Annotated in this window: 14 protein-coding genes and 4 tRNA genes; 16 read left to right on the forward strand and 2 right to left on the reverse strand. The window is 57.7% G+C overall.

Features of this window, described 5'->3' with window-relative positions:
- Positions 1–72 precede the first annotated feature (72 nt).
- From pncC to luxS, 13 genes are all read left to right on the forward strand, one after another.
- Entirely contained in the window at positions 73–561 is a 489-nt protein-coding gene (gene pncC / locus SSARUM2_RS03670; RefSeq protein WP_033649270.1) for a nicotinamide-nucleotide amidase, read from the forward strand.
- Positions 562–672: 111 nt separating this feature from the next.
- Positions 673–1,737, forward strand: coding sequence for a recombinase RecA (gene recA / locus SSARUM2_RS03675; protein WP_004932541.1), 1,065 nt, complete (start codon positions 673–675; stop codon positions 1,735–1,737).
- Positions 1,738–1,798: 61 nt separating this feature from the next.
- Positions 1,799–2,311, forward strand: coding sequence for a recombination regulator RecX (gene recX / locus SSARUM2_RS03680; RefSeq protein WP_047569255.1), 513 nt, complete (start codon positions 1,799–1,801; stop codon positions 2,309–2,311).
- Positions 2,312–2,444: 133 nt separating this feature from the next.
- The gene (alaS, locus tag SSARUM2_RS03685; RefSeq protein WP_060439080.1) at positions 2,445–5,072 is read left to right on the forward strand and encodes an alanine--tRNA ligase; all 2,628 of its coding nucleotides are present in this window, start codon (positions 2,445–2,447) and stop codon (positions 5,070–5,072) included.
- Positions 5,073–5,324: 252 nt separating this feature from the next.
- Positions 5,325–5,510, forward strand: a complete 186-nt coding sequence (gene csrA, locus SSARUM2_RS03690) for a carbon storage regulator CsrA (RefSeq protein WP_004091602.1) — start codon at positions 5,325–5,327, stop codon at positions 5,508–5,510.
- A gap of 310 nt (positions 5,511–5,820) precedes the next feature.
- A tRNA-Ser gene (locus SSARUM2_RS03695) sits at positions 5,821–5,913 on the forward strand.
- 3 nt (positions 5,914–5,916) lie between these two features.
- Positions 5,917–5,993, forward strand: a tRNA-Arg gene (locus SSARUM2_RS03700).
- Positions 5,994–6,051: 58 nt separating this feature from the next.
- A tRNA-Arg gene (locus SSARUM2_RS03705) sits at positions 6,052–6,128 on the forward strand.
- 191 nt (positions 6,129–6,319) lie between these two features.
- A tRNA-Arg gene (locus SSARUM2_RS03710) sits at positions 6,320–6,396 on the forward strand.
- 178 nt (positions 6,397–6,574) lie between these two features.
- Positions 6,575–7,141, forward strand: a complete 567-nt coding sequence (gene yqaB / locus SSARUM2_RS03715) for a fructose-1-phosphate/6-phosphogluconate phosphatase (protein WP_033650025.1) — start codon at positions 6,575–6,577, stop codon at positions 7,139–7,141.
- The gene (locus tag SSARUM2_RS03720) at positions 7,138–7,566 is read left to right on the forward strand and encodes a YqaA family protein (protein WP_004932520.1); all 429 of its coding nucleotides are present in this window, start codon (positions 7,138–7,140) and stop codon (positions 7,564–7,566) included. Before yqaB ends, SSARUM2_RS03720 begins: the two co-directional genes overlap by 4 nt.
- 82 nt (positions 7,567–7,648) lie before the next feature.
- Positions 7,649–9,211, forward strand: coding sequence for a glutamate--cysteine ligase (gshA, locus tag SSARUM2_RS03725; protein ID WP_033637178.1), 1,563 nt, complete (start codon positions 7,649–7,651; stop codon positions 9,209–9,211).
- Positions 9,212–9,377: 166 nt separating this feature from the next.
- Positions 9,378–9,893 carry an S-ribosylhomocysteine lyase gene (gene luxS, locus SSARUM2_RS03730; RefSeq protein ID WP_019455133.1) on the forward strand — a complete coding sequence of 172 codons (516 nt, stop codon included), beginning with the start codon at positions 9,378–9,380 and terminating at the stop codon, positions 9,891–9,893.
- Positions 9,894–9,956: 63 nt separating this feature from the next.
- Here the strand turns inward: luxS and SSARUM2_RS03735 are convergent, their stop codons facing one another.
- Entirely contained in the window at positions 9,957–11,246 is a 1,290-nt protein-coding gene (locus SSARUM2_RS03735) for an HlyC/CorC family transporter (RefSeq protein WP_033637180.1), read from the reverse strand.
- A 41-nt stretch (positions 11,247–11,287) separates the two neighbouring features.
- Positions 11,288–12,079 carry an inner membrane protein YpjD gene (locus SSARUM2_RS03740; protein ID WP_033652955.1) on the reverse strand — a complete coding sequence of 264 codons (792 nt, stop codon included), beginning with the start codon at positions 12,077–12,079 and terminating at the stop codon, positions 11,288–11,290.
- Between the two features lie 169 nt (positions 12,080–12,248).
- Between SSARUM2_RS03740 and ffh the strand changes: the two genes are divergently transcribed.
- The 3 genes from ffh to rimM all read left to right on the forward strand — a co-directional run bounded on the left by ffh (position 12,249) and on the right by rimM (position 14,640).
- The gene (gene ffh / locus SSARUM2_RS03745) at positions 12,249–13,610 is read left to right on the forward strand and encodes a signal recognition particle protein (RefSeq protein ID WP_004932504.1); all 1,362 of its coding nucleotides are present in this window, start codon (positions 12,249–12,251) and stop codon (positions 13,608–13,610) included.
- Between the two features lie 214 nt (positions 13,611–13,824).
- The gene (gene rpsP / locus SSARUM2_RS03750; RefSeq protein WP_004932501.1) at positions 13,825–14,073 is read left to right on the forward strand and encodes a 30S ribosomal protein S16; all 249 of its coding nucleotides are present in this window, start codon (positions 13,825–13,827) and stop codon (positions 14,071–14,073) included.
- 18 nt (positions 14,074–14,091) lie between these two features.
- A complete protein-coding gene (gene rimM, locus SSARUM2_RS03755) occupies positions 14,092–14,640 on the forward strand; it encodes a ribosome maturation factor RimM (RefSeq protein WP_049196875.1) in 549 nt (182 codons plus the stop codon).
- Positions 14,641–14,651: the final 11 nt, after the last annotated feature.

The raw sequence follows: 14,651 nt of genomic DNA on the forward strand, positions 1-14,651 counted from the left end.
GCGCCAGACGTCGCGCCGCCTTGATAAATGCTACTATCGGGCGCATATACCTGAATTCGCGAGGGAGGGGTTATGAGTGAAAACCAACTGCGCCGGCTCAGCGTGCTGGCGGGGGAAAAACTGAAGGCTCAGGGCCGCTGGATCACCTGCGCGGAATCCTGCACCGGCGGCGGCATCGCCAAGGCCATTACCGATATCGCGGGGAGTTCCGCCTATTTCGATCGCGGTTTCGTCACCTACAGCAATGCGGCGAAGCACGACCTGCTGGGGGTGAGCGAAGCCACGTTGGCGGCGCACGGCGCGGTCAGCGAAGAGGTGGTGCGCGAGATGGCGATAGGGGCGCTGCGTGCGGCGCGGGCCGATCTGGCGCTCTCGGTAAGCGGCATCGCCGGCCCGGACGGCGGCAGCGCGGAAAAGCCGGTCGGCACCGTGTGGTTCGGCTTCGCCGGCAGCGATGGCCGGGGGCTGTCGCGCAAGATGCAATTCGAGGGCGATCGCGATGCGGTGCGGCTGCAGGCGACGATTTTCGCGCTGCAAACCGCCATCGACGAATTTTTGTAAATTAGGCTTGATACTGTATGACTATACAGTATAATTAGTGACATTTCCTGCACAACATACATTCAGTGGCAGTGTGGGGTAACACCGGCATTGCGAAACGAAGGAGCAAAAATGGCTATTGATGAGAACAAGCAAAAGGCGTTAGCTGCGGCACTGGGCCAGATTGAGAAACAGTTCGGCAAAGGCTCCATCATGCGCCTGGGTGAAGACCGCTCCATGGACGTGGAAACGATCTCCACCGGCTCACTGTCACTCGATATCGCTCTGGGCGCCGGCGGCCTGCCGATGGGCCGCATCGTCGAAATCTACGGCCCGGAATCCTCCGGTAAAACCACCCTGACGCTGCAGGTGATCGCCGCTGCGCAGCGCGAAGGCAAAACCTGTGCGTTCATCGACGCCGAGCACGCGCTGGATCCTATCTATGCGAAAAAGCTGGGCGTCGATATCGACAACCTGCTGTGCTCCCAGCCGGACACCGGCGAGCAGGCGCTGGAAATCTGTGATGCGCTGACCCGCTCCGGCGCGGTTGACGTCATCATCGTCGACTCCGTGGCGGCGCTGACGCCGAAGGCGGAAATCGAAGGTGAAATCGGCGATTCGCACATGGGTCTGGCGGCGCGCATGATGAGCCAGGCGATGCGTAAGCTGGCCGGCAACTTGAAAAACGCCAATACCCTGCTGATCTTCATCAACCAGATCCGTATGAAAATTGGTGTGATGTTCGGCAACCCGGAAACCACGACCGGCGGTAACGCCCTGAAGTTCTACGCTTCGGTGCGTCTGGATATCCGCCGCATCGGCGCCATTAAAGAGGGCGACGAAGTGGTGGGCAGCGAAACCCGCGTGAAAGTGGTGAAGAACAAAATCGCTGCGCCGTTCAAACAGGCTGAATTCCAAATCATGTACGGCGAAGGCATCAACAGCCGTGGCGAGCTGGTCGATCTGGGCGTGAAGCACAAGATGATCGAAAAAGCCGGCGCCTGGTACAGCTATAACGGCGAGAAAATCGGTCAGGGCAAGGCGAATGCCTGTAACTTCCTGAAAGAAAACCCGGCTATCGCCGCCGAGCTGGATAAGAAGCTGCGCGATTTGCTGCTGCACAGCGGCGGTGAGCTGGTGGCCGCTTCCGGTGACGACTTCGAAGACGACGAAGCGGAAACCAGCGAGCAGTTCTAACTCGCTGAAGATGTGCGCCGCCGTTCGTGTGGCGCATATCCCATAAATTCAGGCTTGAATGATGAATGACTTGCTAAGCCGCGCCATGCGCCTGCTGTCGCAACGCGATCATAGTGAAGCTGAACTGCGCCGCAAACTTGCGGCGCAGCCGTTTGTGGCGAAAGCCCGTTTTGGCAGCAAGGGGCCACATGCGCCGGCATCACCGCCGGTGGTTGAAGAGCCGGTGGATCCTGCGCTGATCGAGCAGGTTATCGCCTACTGTTACCAGCATAACTGGCTGGACGATAAGCGTTTCGCTCACAGCTACATCGGCAGCCGCAGCCGTAAAGGTTACGGTGCGCAGCGCATCCGCAGCGAACTGATGCAAAAGGGCGTCGACAAAGCGCTGGTGCAGGACGCGCTGGCGGAATGCGACATCGACTGGTGTGAACAGGCAAAACAGGTGGCGCAGCGAAAATTTGGCGATGCGTTGCCAACCGACTGGAAAGAGAAAGCCAAAGTGCAGCGTTATCTGCTCTATCGCGGCTTCTTCCAGGAAGAAATTCAGTCAATTTACCGTGATTTTGCGCAATGAGCGCACACGGGGTTTTACTTCCCTCTGAAGAAAATTTATCTTATCCCCACTTTTTGTTCGTGAGCTGGTTGTCATCGTCGGGATGACGCGTCACCGGCTCACGTGTCGTTATTCTAGCCTTTCCAGGAAAATTATGAGCAAGAGCACCGCTGAGATCCGTCAAGCGTTTCTCGATTTCTTTCATAGTAAGGGTCATCAGGTTGTAGCGAGCAGCTCCCTGGTGCCTAACAATGATCCGACATTGCTGTTTACCAATGCCGGCATGAACCAATTTAAGGATGTTTTCCTGGGGCTCGACAAACGCGCCTATTCCCGCGCCACCACCTCGCAGCGCTGCGTGCGCGCAGGCGGCAAGCATAACGACCTGGAAAACGTCGGTTATACCGCGCGTCACCACACCTTCTTTGAAATGCTGGGCAACTTCAGCTTCGGCGATTACTTCAAGCACGACGCGATCGGCTACGCATGGGAACTGCTGACCGGTGAAAACTGGTTCAACCTGCCGAAAGAGCGACTGTGGGTCACCGTGTATGAAACCGATGACGAAGCGTTCGACATCTGGCAGAAGCAAATCGGCGTACCGGCCGAGCGCATTATCCGCATCGGCGACAACAAGGGCGCGCCTTTCGCTTCCGACAACTTCTGGCAGATGGGCGACACCGGCCCATGCGGCCCGTGCACCGAGATTTTCTACGATCACGGCGATCACATCTGGGGCGGCCCTCCAGGCAGCCCGGAAGAAGACGGCGACCGCTACATCGAGATCTGGAACATCGTTTTCATGCAGTTCAACCGTCAGTCCGACGGCACTATGCTGCCGCTGCCGAAACCTTCTGTGGATACCGGTATGGGTCTAGAGCGCATTGCGGCGGTGTTGCAGCATGTGAACTCCAACTATGAAATCGATCTGTTCCGTACCCTGATCGCCGCCGTGGCTAAAGTGACCGGCGCAACCGATCTGGACAACAAATCCCTGCGCGTTATCGCCGACCACATTCGTTCCTGCGCCTTCCTGGTGTCGGACGGCGTGATCCCGTCTAACGAAAACCGCGGCTATGTGCTGCGCCGTATCATTCGTCGCGCGATCCGCCATGGCAACATGCTGGGCGCGAAAGACACCTTCTTCTACAAACTGGTGGCGCCGTTGATCGAAGTGATGGGCCCGGCGGCCGACGAACTGAAACGCCAGCAATCGCTGGTGGAGCAGGTGCTGAAAACCGAAGAAGAGCAGTTTGCCCGCACGCTGGAGCGTGGCCTGGCGCTGTTGGACGAAGAGCTGGCCAAGCTGCAGGGCGATACCCTGGACGGCGAAACCGCTTTCCGTCTGTACGATACCTACGGTTTCCCGATCGATCTGACCGCTGACGTCTGCCGCGAGCGCGGTTTGAAAGTCGACGAAGCGGGCTTTGAAGAAGCGATGGAAGCGCAGCGCCGCCGTGCGCGCGAATCCAGCGGCTTTGGCGCCGACTATAACAGCCTGATCCGCGTGGACGGCAGCAGCCAGTTCAGCGGTTACGATCACGACGAGCAGCAGGCGACGGTCATCGCGCTGTTCCGCGACGGCCAGCCGGTCGATCAGATCAACGCCGGCGAAGAGGCGGTGGTGGTGCTGGATGAGACGCCGTTCTATGGCGAGTCCGGCGGCCAGGTCGGCGATAAAGGCGTGCTGAAAGCCGCCGGCGCTGAGTTTACGGTCAACGATACCCAGAAATACGGTCAGGCTATCGGCCATCAGGGCAAACTGGCGCAGGGTTCGCTGAAGCTGAACGATCGCGTGGACGCGCAGATCGACGCTGAGCGCCGTAACAGCATTCGTCTGAACCACTCCGCAACTCACCTGCTGCACGCCGCGCTGCGCCAAACGTTGGGCGACCACGTCGCGCAGAAAGGCTCGCTGGTTAACGACAAATACCTGCGTTTCGACTTCTCGCACTTCGAAGCGATGAAGCCGGAGCAAATCCGCGTGGTGGAAGATCTGGTGAACCAGCAGGTGCGTCGTAACCTGCCGGTGCAGACCGAGCTGATGGCCTTGGAAGATGCCAAAGAGAAGGGCGCGATGGCGCTGTTCGGCGAGAAGTACGATGACAACGTGCGCGTGCTGACCATGGGCGACTTCTCCACCGAGCTGTGCGGCGGCACCCACGCCAGCCGCACCGGCGATATCGGCCTGTTCCGCATTCTGAGCGAGTCGGGCACTGCGGCGGGCATCCGCCGTATTGAAGCGGTGACCGGCGCTGGCGCTATCGCTACGCTGCATCAGCAAAGCGATTTGTTGCAAGACGTTGCTCAGTTGGTGAAGGGCGACAGCAACACCCTGACCGATAAAGTGCGCTCGGTGCTCGATCGCACGCGCGCGCTGGAAAAAGAACTGCAGCAGTTGAAAGATCAGCAGGCGGCACAGGAGAGCGCTTCGTTGTCCAGCCAGGCAAAAGTGGTTAACGGCGTGAAGCTGTTGGTCAGCCAGTTGGACAATGTCGAAGCCAAAATGCTGCGCACCATGGTGGATGACCTGAAAAATCAATTGGGTTCGGCCATCATCGTGTTGGCAACGACGGCTGATGACAAAGTCAGCCTGGTTGCTGGTGTGACCAAGGATCTGACTGACCGCGTGAAAGCCGGCGAGTTGATCGGCAACGTGGCGCAGCAGGTCGGCGGCAAGGGCGGTGGTCGCCCGGATATGGCGATGGCGGGGGGGACGGATATCAACGCCCTGCCAGCGGCGTTAAACAGCGTAGAAGCCTGGGTGGCCTCGAAGCTGTGAATATAAATAAATAGCACGCACAAACGCCATAATACTTTGTTGATTATGGCGTTTTCATACTGTGCTAACACAATTTAGTTACAATTGCGGGAACAAAGTTTTTCAAGTCGGCTAAACTTACCATTATCTGAGGTGGGACCAAGTCTGCTTACACTTATTGTGGGTTGCGCGGCTTACGTTTTCACCACATATGATGGATAATGACGGGGAAACTGAGAGACCCGACTCTTTTAATCTTTCAAGGAGCAAAGAATGTTAATTCTGACTCGTCGAGTTGGTGAAACCCTCATGATTGGCGATGAGGTTACGGTTACTGTGCTAGGGGTAAAAGGCAACCAGGTGCGTATTGGTGTGAACGCCCCCAAAGAGGTTTCGGTTCACCGTGAAGAAATCTATCAGCGCATTCAGGCAGAGAAGTCTCAGCAGACGACTTACTGATTCCGAAGCAGCGTCTCGTTGCCAGACGAGACGCTACTGCATCGTTTTACCCACTTCCTTCGCCCTCCCTCTTCTTTTTCGTGATTATTTTCCCGGTTAGTTTCCTGCTTTGTTGCTACAGACGCTGCGGTTGCCTGTTGATAAAACGCCCTTTTTGCCGTGAAATCGCCCATGTTGGGTGCGAATTGTGCAAACGCGCATGAGTTGGGAAAAATTGTTTGACTTAAAAGTCGGAGAAAGTAATATGTGCGCCACGCAGTGCCGATGAGCTTCTCTAAAGCGAGTTAGGCACAATTCGAAAGAAGCGTTTGGTGAGGTGGCCGAGAGGCTGAAGGCGCTCCCCTGCTAAGGGAGTATGCGGTCAAAAGCTGCATCCGGGGTTCGAATCCCCGCCTCACCGCCATTTGCATCCGTAGCTCAGCTGGATAGAGTACTCGGCTACGAACCGAGCGGTCGGAGGTTCGAATCCTCCCGGATGCACCATATTAGCCGTATGGTAGAGTTGGGAACAAAGTACCATAGGGTATCAAAGAATTACTGTGCATCCGTAGCTCAGCTGGATAGAGTACTCGGCTACGAACCGAGCGGTCGGAGGTTCGAATCCTCCCGGATGCACCATTCTTCACTTCCCGTACAGCGAAGAGAAATCTTCAGGCGGGCAGTAAAAAAGAAAGTGTCCCTTAGGGAGGATAACGTTGCTTCAGCAACGGCCCGCAGGGTGAGGCGCAAGCGCCAAATCATCCTCCCGGATGCACCATTCTTTAAGTCTGGCTTCATTAGCGAAGCAGGCAAGCAGTAAAAACAGTAATGCATCCGTAGCTCAGCTGGATAGAGTACTCGGCTACGAACCGAGCGGTCGGAGGTTCGAATCCTCCCGGATGCACCATCTAAGAGAAACCCGCTTCGGCGGGTTTTTCGCTTTTCAGCATTTAACCATTCTCTCTTCACCCCTGTCCTCCTTTGCGCCCGATAGGGCACAGCACATTCCGTTATGACGCAGTCAGCGACAACCCAACGGCTTTACGCTAAAGTAGTTTTCTTTCCTCAACGATCATGGAGTAACGATGTACGACCGCTATCAGGGTCTTATTTTCGACATGGACGGCACGATTCTGGACACCGAGCCAACGCACCGTAAAGCGTGGCGTGAAGTGCTGTCCCGTTATGGCATGACGTTTGATGAAGCGGCCATGGTGGCGCTGAGCGGTTCGCCGACCTGGCGCATCGCGCAGGCGATTATCGCCAGCCATCAGGCCGATCTCGATCCTCATCACCTGGCCGCGGAGAAAACCCGCGCGGTGGAAGCGATGCTGCTGGACAGCGTGCGTCCATTGCCGCTGATCGAGGTGGTGAAGTCCTATCATGGCCGCCGTCCGATGGCGGTCGGCACCGGCAGCGAGCACCGCATGGCGGAAATGCTGCTGCGTCATCTCGGCCTGTTCAACTGCTTTGATGCGATCGTCGGTGCGGACGACGTGCAGCGCCACAAACCGGAGCCGGACACCTTCCTGCGCTGCGCCGAACTGATCGGCGTGCGGCCGGAAAAATGCGTGGTGTTTGAAGACGCTGATTTCGGCATTCAGGCGGCGAAAAGCGCCGGTATGGCGGTGGTAGACGTCCGTACGCTGTGAGTAGTACGCTAGCCGTAATATCGTTATTTGGCAGTAGCTTCCTCAGTGCGACGCTGCTGCCGGGAAATTCAGAAATCGTTCTGGTCGCCTTGCTGACCCAGAGTCGCGTCTCGCCGGAGTTGCTGGTGCTGGCCGCGACCCTGGGCAACACGCTGGGTGGCTTGACCAATGTCATTATCGGGCGCTTGTTACCGGCGTTGAAACCACAGCGGGGGCTGGCAACGGCGCTCGGGTGGCTGCAACGCTTCGGCCCGGCTGCGCTGTTGCTCAGCTGGGTACCGGTGGTGGGCGATTTGTTGTGCGTGTTGGCAGGTTGGCTGCGCATGCCCTGGGGCTCTGTCGCGCTGTTTCTGTGTATCGGAAAGGCGCTGCGTTACATCGTTTTGGCTATGATAACGGTACAGGGCATCGCCTGGTGGCAGTAACCAAGTGAATATAACTCAATATTCTCTCGGGTGCGGATTCAGTATGCTTACGAGTTATTGTTTTTAGAAGCGGGAGGTCAATTTGATCCCGGACGTATCACAGGCGCTTTCTTGGTTGGAAGCCCATCCCCAGGCATTAAAAGGTATTCGTCGCGGCATCGAGCGTGAAACGCTGCGGGTCACGCCGAACGGCACCTTGGCGACCACCGGGCATCCGGAAAAGCTGGGCGCGGCATTGACGCACCACTGGATCACCACGGATTTCGCCGAAGCGCTGTTAGAGTTCATTACGCCGGTTGATGACAATATCGATCACCTGCTGACGTTCCTGCGCGATATTCATCGCTACGTGGCGCGCAATATCGGCGATGAGCGCATGTGGCCGCTCAGCATGCCGTGCTTTATCGAAGCTGAGCAGGATATCGAGCTGGCGCAGTTCGGCTCGTCGAACATCGGCCGCATGAAGACGCTGTACCGCGAAGGGTTGAAGAATCGCTACGGCGCGCTGATGCAGACCATTTCCGGCGTGCACTACAACTTCTCGCTGCCGCTGGAGTTTTGGCAGGCCTGGGCCGGCGTGCAGGACGCAGAAAGCGGTAAAGAGCAGATCTCGGCGGGCTATTTCCGCCTGATCCGCAACTATTATCGTTTCGGCTGGGTGATCCCGTATCTGTTCGGGGCATCGCCGGCCATTTGTTCTTCGTTCCTCAAGGGGCGCGAGACCAATCTGCCGTTCGAGCGCACCGAGCAGGGGATGTGCTACCTGCCGTACGCCACTTCGCTGCGCCTGAGCGACCTGGGTTATACCAACAAGTCGCAGAGCAATCTGGGCATCACCTTTAACGATCTGCACAGCTATGTGGCCGGTCTGAAGCGGGCGATCGCGACGCCTTCCGAAGAGTTCGCCAAGCTGGGCGTGAAAGAGGGTGACCGTTACCTGCAGCTGAACAGCAACGTGCTGCAAATCGAGAACGAGCTGTATGCGCCGATCCGGCCGAAGCGCGTGACCAAAAGCGGCGAGACGCCGTCGGACGCGCTGCTGCGCGGTGGTATCGAATACATCGAAGTGCGTTCGCTGGACATCAACCCGTTCTCGCCGATCGGCGTGGATGCGGTGCAGGCGCGTTTCCTGGATCTGTTCCTGGTGTGGTGCGCGCTGGCCGATGCGCCGGAGATGAGCAGCGATGAACTGCTGTGCACGCGCAAGAACTGGAACCGGGTGATCCTGGAGGGGCGCAAGCCGGGCCAGACCATCGGCATCGGCTGTGGCGCCAGCCATGAACCGCTCGAAAAAGTGGGCAAGGCGTTGTTCGCCGATCTGCGTCGAGTGGCGGAAGTGTTGGACGGCGAAGCCGGCAATCGCCAATACCAGCAGGTGTGCGATGAGCTGGTCGCCGCGTTCGACGACCCTGAACTGACCTTCTCCGCACGGATCCTGAAAGCGATGCAAGCGGAAGGCACCGGGCGCGTCGGCCTGCAATTGGCGGAGCAATATCGCAAGATGCTGCTGGAAGAGCCGTTGGAAATCCTGAACGAGGCCGAGCTGGATAAAGAGCGGGAAGCCTCGTGGCAACGCCAACGCGACATAGAAGCCAATGATACGCTAAGCTTTGAAGCGTTCCTGAAGCAAAACGGCGGAAGCTGAAAAAGAAAAAGGCCACATCAATGTGGCCAAATATGCATCTCTGATGACAGGGATGATGATAACAAATGCGCGTCTTTCAGATACTGAGACTCGCAGGGTTGGAAAAGGTTTCCCGGTTAGGAAAAAAAGTTTCGAAATAAATGCTCTTTTACGAGGAGGTAGCGAAATGCCATTGCTGGATAGCTTTACCGTCGATCATACCCGTATGGCAGCCCCGGCTGTCCGCGTTGCGAAAACCATGAAGACGCCTCACGGCGATACCATCACGGTGTTTGATCTGCGCTTTTGCCGCCCGAACCTGGAAGTGATGCCCGAGCGCGGCATTCACACGCTGGAGCACCTGTTCGCCGGCTTTATGCGTGACCACCTGAACGGCCAGGGCGTGGAGATTATTGACATCTCCCCGATGGGCTGTCGTACCGGTTTCTACATGAGCCTGATCGGCGTGCCGGAAGAGCAGCGCGTAGCTGATGCGTGGAAAGCGGCGATGGCCGACGTGCTGAAAGTGACCGACCAGCGCAAAATCCCTGAGCTGAACGAGTACCAGTGCGGCACTTACCATATGCACTCGCTGGAAGAGGCGCAGGAGATCGCCAAGCACATCCTGGATAACGACGTGGTGGTGAACCACAACGACGAGCTGGCGCTGCCGAAAGAGAAGCTGCAGGAGCTGCATATCTAGACGCGAGTTCCCGCAGAGAAAAAAAGACGCGATTTCGCGTCTTTTTTACGTTCTGGCCAGCGGTCAGTGATGGCCGACGCTGGACTGCAGCGAGGTGATCGGCGTGACCCGCACCTGTTTTATCATGTTGCCCTGTACGTCGAGAATGTCGATATCGTAATGGCCGATACGCAACCGGGTGCCGATTTCGGGGATCTCTTCCAGCTCTTCGAGCAGCATGCCGTTGACGGTGCGCGCCTCGTTGGCCGGCAAGGTCCAGTTGAAGGCCTTGTTCAGCTCGCGCACGTTGGCGGTGCCGTCGATCAAGACCGAACCGTCGCTCTGCGGCGTGACCTCTTCCGCCAGCGTGGGTGACATCGAGGTGGTGAAGTCGCCGACGATCTCCTCGAGGATATCCTCCACCGTGACCAGGCCCTGAATGTCGCCGTACTCGTCGACCACGATGCCGACCTTCTCTTTGTTGCGCTGGAACTTCACCAGCTGCACGTTGAGCGGCGTGCCTTCCGGCACGAAGTAAATCTCGTCGGCGGCGCGCAGCAGGTTCTCTTTGTTGAACTCTTTTTTCTCGGTCATCAGGCGGTAGGCTTCGCGCACGCGCAGCATGCCGATGGCGTCGTCCAGCGAACTGCGGTACAGCACGATGCGGCCGTGCGGCGAGTGGGTCAACTGGCGCATGATCGACTTCCAGTCGTCGTTGACGTCGATGCCGACAATCTCGGTGCGCGGCACCATGATGTCGTTAACCGTCACCTTTTCCAGATCCAGCACCGAGATCAGCATGTCCTGATTGCGTCGGGAGATTTGCGACTGGGATTCGCGCACGATGGTGCGCAGCTCATCCTTGCTGACGGCATCGCTGATGCGCACGTTGGTGCGAATGCCGAACAGGCGCAGCGTCATACTGGTAATGCCGTTGAGCAGCCAGACCAGCGGGAACATCACTTTTTGCAGCGGCGCCAGCAGAAAGCTGCTGGGGAAGGCGATGCGTTCCGGGTAGAGCGCGGCGAAGGTTTTCGGCAGCACTTCGGCGAACAGCAGCACGGCGAAGGTCAGTATGCCGGTGGCGATCGCCACGCCGAGGTCGCCATACAGCCGCATGCCGACGATGGTCGCCAGCGCCGAGGCGAGGATGTTGACCAGGTTGTTGCCGATCAGCACCAGGCCGATCAGCCGATCCGGTTTTTGCAGCAGCTTCTCCACACGGCGCGCCGAGCGATTGCCCTGTTTGGACAGGTGACGCAGGCGATAACGGTTGAGCGTCATCATGCCGGTTTCGGAGGCGGAGAAGTAAGCGGAGACCACGATCATGATCACCAGGATAATGATGAGGGTCCCCGTCGACACATGCTCCAATGCAGTATTCCTTATAGAGAGGGAAAGTTGAGGCGGCCGGCTTAGCGCACCATCACTTGCTGAATCAGACGGCTGCCGAAGTAGGCGAGCGTCAGCAGGAAGGCGCCGGCGAAGCTGAACCAGACGACGCGGCGGCCGCGCCAGCCTTCATGGTAATGGCCCCACAACAGCACGATATACACGAACCAGGCCATGATCGACAGCACCGCTTTATGCACGTTCTCTTTGCTGAACAGGTTATCCATGTACAGCAGGCCGGTGCACAGAGTGAGCGTCAGCAGCACCACGCCGATCTGGGTGATATGGAACATCTTGCGCTCGATGCTCATCAGCGGCGGCATGTCGGCGCTAAAGGTCAACTTCTTGTTTTTCAGAAGGTAGTCGAGCCAGGCAAGCTGCAAGGCGTAGAGCGTGGCGATGATCAGGGTGGCGTAAGAGAACAGCGCCAGGCCGATATGCACCATCAATTCCGGGCTGGACTCCAGGTGAGTGATGAACTCGCCGGGCATGAAGCTGGCGAAGGCCAGATTGATCATCGCGAAGCTGTAGACGATCGGCAGCAGGAACCAGCCGCGGTCGCGCGAGGCGACGAAGGTCATGACCGAACAGATGATCAGGCTGACGATCGAGCCAATGTTCAGCAGGCTGAGATTCTGCCCGGCGCTGACGTCGAAGATGCGCTGCTGCAGCGCGATGGCGTGGCAAATCAGCGCCACCACCGCCGAGACGAGGGCAAGCCGACGGTATGCGCTGTTCTTCCGCAACAAGCTGGGAATGATCAGTCCAAGGCTGAGCAGGTAGGCCATCAAAGCCACAATGGAGAAAACTGGCATAGCGTTTAATTTTGCTTCGGCGTGGTTAATTGGAGTGTCAGTATAACGTTGCGCGCGTTTCACTCCAACCTATCTCCAACGCTGAGGCAGAGATCCGGCGCGCTTCGTGTTATCATCGGCGCAATTGTGTCGCCGGAGCGGCCTGTCATCACACGTTGAGCATGAGACGATGTTTGAAAATTTAACCGATCGATTGTCGCGCACGTTGCGCAATATCAGCGGCCGCGGGCGGCTGACCGAAGAGAATATCAAGGAAACCCTGCGTGAAGTGCGTATGGCGTTGCTGGAAGCGGACGTCGCGCTGCCGGTGGTGCGCGACTTCATCAACCGCGTCAAAGAGAGCGCGGTCGGCCATGAAGTCAACAAGAGCCTGACGCCGGGGCAGGAGTTCGTCAAGATCGTCAAGGGCGAGCTGATCGCCGCGATGGGCGAAGTCAACACCGAGCTGAATCTGGCGGCCCAACCGCCGGCGGTGGTGCTGATGGCGGGCCTGCAGGGCGCCGGTAAAACCACCAGCGTCGGTAAGCTCGGCAAATTCCTGAAAGAAAAACAGAAGAAGAAAGTGTTGGTGGTTTCCGCGGACGTTTATCGCCCGGCGGCGATCAAACAGCTGGAAACGCTGGCGGAAGGCGTCGGCATCGACTTCTTCCCGTCCGACGTCAAAGAAAAACCGATCGACATCGTCAATCGCGCGCTGCAACAGGCCAAGCTGAAATTCTACGACGTACTGATCGTCGATACCGCCGGCCGCTTGCACGTTGACGAAGCGATGATGGACGAGATCAAGCAGGTGCACGCGGCGATCAAGCCGGTGGAAACCCTGTTCGTGGTCGACGCCATGACCGGCCAGGACGCCGCCAATACCGCCAAGGCGTTTAACGAAGCGCTGCCGCTGACCGGCGTGGTGCTGACCAAGGTCGACGGCGATGCGCGCGGCGGTGCCGCGTTGTCCATCCGTCATATCACCGGCAAGCCGATCAAGTTCCTCGGCGTGGGTGAAAAGACCGAAGCGCTGGAGCCGTTCTACCCGGATCGCGTGGCATCGCGCATCCTGGGCATGGGCGACGTGCTGTCGCTGATCGAAGATATCGAAAGCAAGGTCGACCGCGAGCAGGCGGAGAAGTTGGCCAACAAGCTGAAGAAGGGCGACGGTTTCGATCTGACCGATTTCCTGGAGCAGCTCAAGCAGATGCGCAACATGGGCGGCATGGCCAACATGCTGAGCAAGCTGCCGGGCGCTGGCCAGCTGCCGGACAACGTCAAGTCGCAGATGGACGATAAAGTGCTGGTGCGCATGGAGGCGATCATCAACTCGATGACGCTGAAAGAGCGCGCCAAACCGGAAATCATCAAGGGCTCGCGCAAGCGCCGCATCGCGATGGGGGCCGGCATGCAGGTGCAGGACGTCAACCGCTTGCTGAAGCAGTTCGACGAAATGCAGCGTATGATGAAGAAGATGAAGAAAGGCGGCATGGCGAAGATGATGCGCGGCATGAAAGGTATGATGCCGCCGGGCTTCCCAGGCCGCTGATAGGCCTCCGCACGCCGAGTGCGGGCGCTTTCAGCATTCGCCGTTCGCGGTGAAAACCGCCCGAAATTTGACAGGCTGCAAAAGTTGTCCCCTGCGATCGACGCTTTAGATTGCTTTTTGCGCCAAAATGAGTAAAATTTTCGGGCTTTTTATATTGCAACCGGGCCCCGTCCCTCAATGGGGCCCGGCTGTTTTATTAACTAAAGAGGATGTTATGGTAACAATTCGTTTGGCACGTGGCGGCGCTAAAAAGCGTCCGTTCTATCAAGTAGTAGTGACCGACAGCCGCAACGCTCGTGATGGTCGTTTCATCGAGCGCGTAGGCTTCTTCAACCCGATCGCTTCCGGTCAGGCTGAAGCACTGCGTCTGGACCTGGACCGCATCGAGCACTGGGTCGGTCTGGGTGCAACCGTTTCTGATCGCGTTCACGCGCTGATCAAAGACGCTAAGAAAGCAGCTTAATCTGTCGCGGTGGTGGCAATGAGCAAGCAACTCAAACCGGTAGCGCCTAAGCAGCCGATTGTACTCGGTAAAATGGGGTCCGCTTACGGCATTCGTGGTTGGCTCAGAGTGTTTTCATCCACCGAGAACGCCGAAAGCATTTTTGACTATCAGCCGTGGTTTATCCAGCAGGCGGGTCAGTGGCAGCATATCGAGTTGGAAGACTGGAAGCGCCACAGTCAGGATCTGATCATCAAGGTCAAAGGCATTGACGATCGGGACGCGGCGAATCTGCTGACTAATCGCGAGATTATGGTGGATTCCGATCAACTTCCTCCGCTGGAGGGTGATGATTACTACTGGAAAGACCTGATGGGCTGCCAGGTAGTCACTACCGCCGGCTACGAGCTGGGTAAAGTCATCGATATGATGGAAACCGGCTCGAACGATGTGATGGTTGTGAAAGCGAACCTGAAAGATGCGTTCGGCATGAAGGAGCGGTTGATTCCGTTTCTTCATGGGCAGGTTATCAAGAAAGTCGATCTCACTGCCCGCGTGATTGAGGCAGATTGGGATCCTGGTTTTTGACCCCCGGATCA

Source organism: Serratia sp. K-E0102 (assembly GCF_029962625.1).
GTDB lineage: Bacteria > Pseudomonadota > Gammaproteobacteria > Enterobacterales > Enterobacteriaceae > Serratia > Serratia sarumanii.

Bases quoted from the DNA above. Each gene is read 5' to 3' on its own strand.
- ffh (WP_004932504.1), top strand. From the start codon at position 12,249: ATGTTTGAAAATTTAACCGATCGATTGTCGCGCACGTTGCGCAATATC.
- yqaB (WP_033650025.1), top strand. From the start codon at position 6,575: ATGTACGACCGCTATCAGGGTCTTATTTTCGACATGGACGGCACGATT.
- SSARUM2_RS03740 (WP_033652955.1), bottom strand. From the start codon at position 12,079: ATGCCAGTTTTCTCCATTGTGGCTTTGATGGCCTACCTGCTCAGCCTT.
- csrA (WP_004091602.1), top strand. From the start codon at position 5,325: ATGTTAATTCTGACTCGTCGAGTTGGTGAAACCCTCATGATTGGCGAT.
- rimM (WP_049196875.1), top strand. From the start codon at position 14,092: ATGAGCAAGCAACTCAAACCGGTAGCGCCTAAGCAGCCGATTGTACTC.
- alaS (WP_060439080.1), top strand. From the start codon at position 2,445: ATGAGCAAGAGCACCGCTGAGATCCGTCAAGCGTTTCTCGATTTCTTT.
- recX (WP_047569255.1), top strand. From the start codon at position 1,799: ATGAATGACTTGCTAAGCCGCGCCATGCGCCTGCTGTCGCAACGCGAT.
- recA (WP_004932541.1), top strand. From the start codon at position 673: ATGGCTATTGATGAGAACAAGCAAAAGGCGTTAGCTGCGGCACTGGGC.
- pncC (WP_033649270.1), top strand. From the start codon at position 73: ATGAGTGAAAACCAACTGCGCCGGCTCAGCGTGCTGGCGGGGGAAAAA.
- luxS (WP_019455133.1), top strand. From the start codon at position 9,378: ATGCCATTGCTGGATAGCTTTACCGTCGATCATACCCGTATGGCAGCC.
- rpsP (WP_004932501.1), top strand. From the start codon at position 13,825: ATGGTAACAATTCGTTTGGCACGTGGCGGCGCTAAAAAGCGTCCGTTC.